Source organism: Stenotrophomonas sp. SrG (assembly GCF_050031795.1).
GTDB lineage: Bacteria > Pseudomonadota > Gammaproteobacteria > Xanthomonadales > Xanthomonadaceae > Stenotrophomonas > Stenotrophomonas rhizophila_A.
The window spans coordinates 1-238 of the sequence record NZ_JBNBBE010001195.1 but is presented as its reverse complement, the minus strand read 5'-3'; the positions used below and the strand labels follow the sequence as shown (position 1 = coordinate 238).

The following is a 238-nucleotide window of genomic DNA, read 5'->3' as shown; positions in this document are numbered from 1 at the left end:
ATCAACATGCCGGGCGTGCCGGGCCCCCGCGTGGGCGTGCGCCGCATCGTGTTCACGGGCACCCCCCGCACCTCCGCTGAAGTGCTGCGTCGTGAAATGCGCCAGTTCGAGAACAGCAGGTACTCGCAGGCCGCGATCGACCGTGCCAAGATCCGCCTGCAGCGTCTGGGCTCCTTCGACTCGGTGGATGGCGAAACGCCGCCGGTCACCGGCAGCAACGACCAGGGCGACGAGGTCT

The 238-nt window shown here is 68.5% G+C and carries 1 protein-coding gene; it reads left to right on the top strand.

The features are described from left to right. A partial coding sequence (locus ACQG3P_RS23235) for a POTRA domain-containing protein (protein WP_426806358.1) occupies positions 1 to 238 on the top strand: 238 nt, incomplete at both ends.